A 6,353-nucleotide genomic window follows, 5' to 3' on the forward strand; every position below is an offset into this window, starting at 1 on the left:
ATGTTTCGCAAGAAGGGGTCAAGGGGACTGGTCCCCTTGCGGGGGGTTCTGAAGGGGGGCGGAGCCGCCCCTTTCTTCCTTGTGCTACCATGAGATATAAAGAAGATACCTAGCAGTCATCACTTGCCAAGCAGTTTCACTGTACCGCCTAACATCTGCCGCACCCCTTCGAGGTTGCCAATTATTATGGCAGACATGCTATCCAACTCACGGAACATCTGCTGTGCCTTCTGCACTTCTCCCTTGTCATAGGTAATGACAATCTCCTTTCCCAGGGCATGGAGCTTTCTGTGAGGTTCCTCGATTGACCTGAATGGCTCAAATGTCTCACAGCACTTTCTGCCGTCGTTGTAGTACCACTTTCCAAGGCGACACATCGTATGGTCTGCCAGCTTTGCGCTGTCGAGCCTGTCACCGCCTGAGATGTGATAAGAGACCTTGTTGACCCAGAGGCGGTGGTCCGTCTTTGCCAGTTCGAGCAGGAGCAAGTCACCGCCCTTTGTCTTAAACCCTGACGTGTAGGCCCTCAGCTCCTCGGCGGTTGCAATCATCCTGTTTACCTCCTGCGTGATGTCGTTGGCCAACTGCTGCATTGCCTGGGACTCATTGCGGGTGATTTCGATGTTCTTTGCCACCTCCTCAGAGGATATGGCCTGTTGCTCAACTGCCGATGCTATATATGTTATCTGCTCCTTTGACTCATTGATGGCATCGACAATGGTAAACAGCGACTTACCCATGTTTGTTATCAACTCCAGGGCCATAGTAACCCTGGCAGAAGACGCCTCCATTGAGGTGTAGGTGTGGGAGGACTCATTTTGCACGGAGCGTATCTTTTGAGATATCTCCGTGGTTGCCTTCAGCGTCCTTTCCGCCAGCTTTCTGACCTCATCGGCAACGACGGCAAACCCCCTGCCCTGCTCCCCTGCCCTGGCAGCCTCTATGGCGGCGTTGAGGGCCAACAGGTTGGTTTGATCGGCAATATCGTTTATCACCGTTACGATATCGCCAATCTCCTGAGCGCTCGTATTTAGCCTGTTTATCATCGAGGCCAGATCCATGTTGGACGTATAGACCATGTTTACAGTTTCGATGGCCTTTTCCGTCATTGCCTTACCCTCCTCGGCCATCACCAGTACCTTCGTTGATGTTTCGGAGGCAATGGAGGCGTTCCTGGATATATCCGTTATCGTCTTGTTCATCTGTTCGGCGGCAGCCGATATGTTGACCGATTGATCGTACTGATTGCCGGCAAACGAACAGGACTGCGACGACTTCTTTTTCACCGAATCCATTGTGTTGACCACGTTGTTGATAGACCACATCGTGCCGTTTACCACCTCGTTGAGAAAGTCTATCATCTTGTTCATGTCCCTGACCAATTGCCCCACCGAGTCCTTGCTGTCGTAGTCGATTTCCACCTTTATGTTTTTTGACACTATGGTATCGACAATGCCGATGAGCATCCTCATGGGATTGACGATCTTTTTTCTGGCAAATAACCATATGCCAACTATTAACAACATGTTTACCACGAACACTACAAGCTGAACCATCTTTAATACCCTCACGTTGTGCAGCGTATGACTGTCTATGGACTCTACCGACTTCTTTGACAACTCATAGAAGGTATCAAAGTCGTTATTAAGGGGTTTATAAAGAGTTATATCTTGTCGGGCCTGGTTGATTTTTGGCTTAATATTTCCCCACATGGTTTCCAACTCCTTTATTGTTGTCCTAATGCCTTCATCGCCTATGGGGGAGATGTCTGCCACCTTGTCGCCATCAAGACATAGCCTGAATGAACTGTCCTGTTTCGCTATCAGTTTTTCGGACTCTGCATGTTGCTTAAGCAGTTCGAGGCTAAACACCCTCATTGCCCTGCTCCTGAGTAAACCAGCTTCCGTAACAATTCTGCTATCACTTGCCATGTCTTTTGTCTGAATAAATACAGAACCACTACCCAATAACGAAAAAACAAACAACACCGACACCATAATGTTTATCATCGTCGATATTCTCATACCAAAGCCTCCTTTAGTTTATCTGCCTGTACCCCTGTTCCCCCGGCAGTTTTATTAAATGTTGAAATTATGGTACGAAAAAAAACATGTTTTTGTCAATTTTTGGTGCATAAAAAACAACTCAGAGTATCCTGCTATCCAGCGTAAAGACCTGCCCGGTTATCCGTTGAGTTCTCAGCATCCAGCAAACAAACGTCGCAGCATCCTGCACCGATGCCGGACAGTGCAACAGACTCTGCTCCGTGGCACGCTGCAGGGCCTGGGGATTAGCCAATCCCATTGTCGTTTCCATGTACCCTGGCAGGAGTGCGTTGACCCGTACGTTGACCTCGGCAAGCTCTTTTGCCAGGGTATACGTCAGTCCCAACAGGGCTGCCTTTGAGGCGCTGTAGGCACACTGCCCGACAACGCCCTTGACGCCGGAGATGGATGATACGTTTATCACATGGGCATCGCCGGAGTTTATCAACAACGGCAGGGATGCCTTGATCACGTGATATGTACCGCTGAGATTTACGCCGATGACGTCGTCCCAGTCCTCCGTGGAGCATTTAACCAGGAGCGAGTCCCTGGTGATACCGGCGGCATTGACTACGGCGCTGAGACTGTAATAACGCTCACCGATATGGCCAATCATCCTGGCTATATCGTCCTTGTTGCGCAGGTCGGCCCTGAGGCAAGAGACACTGCCACTGTAGGCGGTAAATTCACGCATGAGGGCTTCTTCATCTGCGCTGTTGTAGTGTGCAACGACGTCGTAGCCGGCCACCAACAGGTGTCGGACGACCTCCCCGCCAAGTCCCCCCGATGCCCCCGTCACGAGCGCTACGGACATCCAACGACCTCAGCCAGGGATGCGCTCAGGTGTTCGATGTCCTCGTCGCTGTGCAGCGCCGAAAGGGATATCCTGATGCGGGGTTGTTTCACCGTTGGAGGTCGTATGGCCGGGGCATATATCCCCCTTGCCGACAACTGTCCGGATATGCGCAGGGCATCCGCAACCGTCTCAACGTATATTGGGACGATGGCCGTTGGGGCATCGTGGACGTGTATCCCCCGCAACAGGAGCAGCCTCTTGCAGTTGGCTATGTTTGCCTGCAGGGTGGTCACGACATCGGGATTGCTTTGCACGTGGTTAACAGCCGCCAGGGATGCCGCAATGACCGGAGCCGGTAGCGCAGTGGAGTATATAAGTCCCCTGGCACGGTTGACCAGATATTCGATAATTGTCCCGGAGGCGGCAATAAAACCACCCATGCTGCCCAGGGCCTTTGAAAACGTCCCCATCTGGATGATGTTGTCATCCGGCGGGATATTAAAGTATGCCAGCGACCCCCTGCCCTCTGCCAGGACGCCGGTTGCGTGGGCGTCGTCTATGTATAGCAGGGCGTTGTGCGCCTTGCACAGATCAAAGATGCCCCCGATATCGGCTAAGTCGCCATCCATGCTGAAGACGGACTCCGTAATGACGAGCTTCAGCGTCACGGGTGATGCTTGCAACAGCTCTGCCAGGTGTGACAGGCTCCCGTGCCTGTAGACGTACCTCTGCGCACCGCTTAACCGGCAGCCGTCAACGATGCTTGCGTGGTTTAGTTCGTCGCTGAATATGGCGCCCTCTTTGGTGGCAAGGGCCGGGATTGCGCTCACATTTGCCGTGTAGCCGGAGTTAAAGACCAGCGCTGCCTCAGTACCCTTAAATGCCGCAACCTTGCCTTCAAGCTCTCCGTGCAGGGCGCAGCCACCACTGAGCAGCCTCGACGCCCCCGCCCCGAACCCAAACTCCGTCATCGCCCTATTTGCTTCCTCGATGATTACGTCGCCGGCGGCAAGCCCAAGGTAGTCGTTTGAGGCAAAGTTGAGCATTTGAGTTTCGCCTCTGCGGATCGTCCTGCCCTGGGGACAGTTGCGGTCTGCTATCGTTCTAAGAAGGCCGGCCTCGCTAAGGCGCTGCAGGCAGGAACTATACGTATTGGCAGGGGGCATTACGATTGGCTGTTACGACTCCTCAAGGGCAGATGCGATTTGGTTGTTTGGAGCGATCTTTATAGGGTTTCAACTGTCCGGGGCAATTATTGCTGCAAAAGGTCTTCAATAAAATTCTTCAATGGTAAGAAGAACATTATATAGACATCTTCCACGTTTGTAATGTTTGGGATTACCATGTTGTATCTTGCGTCAATGCTGTATTTATACAAGACGTTATAGCGACTATACATTGGTTTTAATTCCGATGTCTTCAGGATACGAGAACGACGCTCTCGGTGGTCTTCTGCATCTATATTTTTAGACTTTAAAAACGCATCGACATAGTGTAATGCTGAATAGAATAAGGCTATAATTCCCCAATCAGGGTATTCATTTTTAACGGATTGGTAAAACTCCTCGTTTCGTTTAGCTTGCTTAATATGATCGGCTGCTTGAGTTTTTATTGATGTCATGAGTTTAAATAATCAACAATAAAGCCGGCAGGGATATCGCCATCAGGATTAAAACTGGTGTTAAAATCAAAATCTATATTGTAGAATTGTTCAATAATTTCTAACTCTTTATTAGAAATATCGAATAAAACATTACATTCATATGTATCAATAAACGTCCATACCGTCAATTGTTTCCCTTCTGCCTTATAAGCTAGTTTTTTAACATTTGGCAGACGTTTGAATTCTTTTGTCATTTTTAGCACAGCTAACGATAAATCGCTCCTAAAGTCATTTACGACACGGTGAGATTTTTTACGAAGAGATTTCTTATACATCACTGGCACTTGTTTATACTTTGGTGACAAAAGCCTGTCTTTTTCGGTTTTCATTTTTTTACTCCTTTGTTTCAGGTTACAATACTCTTACCTCTTGGCCCTGATTGCGGATATTGTTACGACGAGAAACAGTACCCCTCCGATGACTGCTACCATGCCGCCGATGCCCATCAATCCCATGCTGAGTAGTTTTTTGGCCGAATCCAATCCCTGAGCGGCCCCTGCCACCTTGCGCTGCACGCCGTAGCCACCTGCCATGGCCAGGCCCGTGATGTGCAATAACTGTCCACTGCCGTAGACGTAAGCCTGAAGTCGTGCAAGCCTGTAGGAAGGTTCACCGTATCCAAGGCGTGGCAGCAGGTAGTAGGTAAACCCCATGTATGCCAGCGTTACACCAACGATGACCCCGTGATAGTGTGCCGGAATAATTACATTGACCCCTTCGATTAAGAAACCGATGATTCCTCCGGCTGCAAACAGTGAGAGTGAGCTTATCAGCGCTGCCAGCAGGTGGCTTGTCTGAGGGGCCTTGTACTTGCTTGCAATTGCCATTACGATCAGGGCGGCGCTGACCACTACTGAGGTTCCAACCCCATACTCCATCAGCTCGGTGAATATATCGCGATGTGCCTGCGACTCCGTGGTGTACATTGCAAATATTACCGGCGAACACACGGCAACAATAAGTATAATGCCAAAAACCCCTATCGCCAACCGTCGATTGACCTCAAATCCAGGCATGATTGCCTTGGCAAGGAGAAACCATACCACGATCATCAGCATTGTATGCATGAATTGGAGTATGTGTCCACCGGCCCAGAAGGCCAGTTCGTAGTAAGTCAACCCATTGATGCCGGACGGGATGCTGCGTATCGAGAGAATAAAGCAGACAATGGCCACGACAGCCACGACAGCCGCACTGCTAAGACCAAATCGGGTATCCGTATCCTCCGCAGTCAATGCCTTGTGCAGAGGCAGCGTAATGACGCTGCGCACCACCAGTAGCACGAATCCTGCGAAGAAAATCCCAATACCAACCAGAAAAATCGGGTCGTCAAGGACCGGGATATAGTTGTTCATCAGTGGATTCCTGGCCCCAACAAAAGGCGATGCGGCAATAACCAACGTCCCGATGGCTGCAATCCCCAAGGCAGCAAACCCCGGTATCACCAGCGCACTACTGCCATACATGCTCCACAGCACACCGGCAAAGGCCACAAACCATATCAGCACAGACAGGTCTACATGCACCACCAGGGCAGTGTGGAAGAAATCCAGCCACGGGATTACGTTCTGCACATACGGCGTCCGTGACACTACCAGCAGGCCCGCCAGAACACCCGCAAACAGCAGGCTCGCAACACCAAGTATGAGCCACCCTTTTACCAGTCCTTTGTTGTCTTCCAATATCACTCTAACCTTCATTGTACAATATAGCCCATAAAAATAACAACAAGGATTTCTGGTATCTTCTTTATATTTCATGGTAACTATACTTTTACGCATACTGGATTTCTGGTCAAGCCAGAAATGACACACTTAGAAAACGGCTGTAATTGTCATTCCTGCGAAAG

General features: G+C 50.1%; 6 protein-coding genes. All 6 read right to left on the minus strand.

What is annotated here, in order from left to right; translation table 11 throughout:
* Nucleotides 1-119 precede the first annotated feature (119 nt).
* Entirely contained in the window at nucleotides 120-2,024 is a 1,905-nt protein-coding gene (locus tag HWQ67_RS11235) for a methyl-accepting chemotaxis protein (protein ID WP_218252781.1), read from the minus strand.
* A 121-nt stretch (nucleotides 2,025-2,145) separates the two neighbouring features.
* A complete protein-coding gene (locus HWQ67_RS11240) occupies nucleotides 2,146-2,859 on the minus strand; it encodes an SDR family NAD(P)-dependent oxidoreductase (protein ID WP_218252782.1) in 714 nt (237 codons plus the stop codon).
* Complete coding sequence (locus tag HWQ67_RS11245) at nucleotides 2,850-4,007, minus strand: aminotransferase class I/II-fold pyridoxal phosphate-dependent enzyme (protein ID WP_218252783.1); 1,158 nt, start codon at nucleotides 4,005-4,007, stop codon at nucleotides 2,850-2,852. The genes HWQ67_RS11240 and HWQ67_RS11245 overlap by 10 nt, the downstream gene beginning before the upstream one ends.
* A gap of 86 nt (nucleotides 4,008-4,093) precedes the next feature.
* Nucleotides 4,094-4,462, minus strand: a complete 369-nt coding sequence (locus tag HWQ67_RS11250) for a hypothetical protein (RefSeq protein ID WP_218252784.1) — start codon at nucleotides 4,460-4,462, stop codon at nucleotides 4,094-4,096.
* Nucleotides 4,459-4,833, minus strand: coding sequence for a hypothetical protein (locus HWQ67_RS11255; RefSeq protein ID WP_218252785.1), 375 nt, complete (start codon nucleotides 4,831-4,833; stop codon nucleotides 4,459-4,461). Before HWQ67_RS11255 ends, HWQ67_RS11250 begins: the two co-directional genes overlap by 4 nt.
* 33 nt (nucleotides 4,834-4,866) lie before the next feature.
* Nucleotides 4,867-6,204 carry a cbb3-type cytochrome c oxidase subunit I gene (locus tag HWQ67_RS11260; RefSeq protein WP_218252786.1) on the minus strand — a complete coding sequence of 446 codons (1,338 nt, stop codon included), beginning with the start codon at nucleotides 6,202-6,204 and terminating at the stop codon, nucleotides 4,867-4,869.
* Nucleotides 6,205-6,353: the final 149 nt, after the last annotated feature.

The sequence above is a fragment of the Candidatus Magnetobacterium casense genome (assembly GCF_019173545.1).
GTDB classification, from domain to species: Bacteria; Nitrospirota; Thermodesulfovibrionia; order Thermodesulfovibrionales; family Magnetobacteriaceae; genus Magnetobacterium; species Magnetobacterium cryptolimnobacter.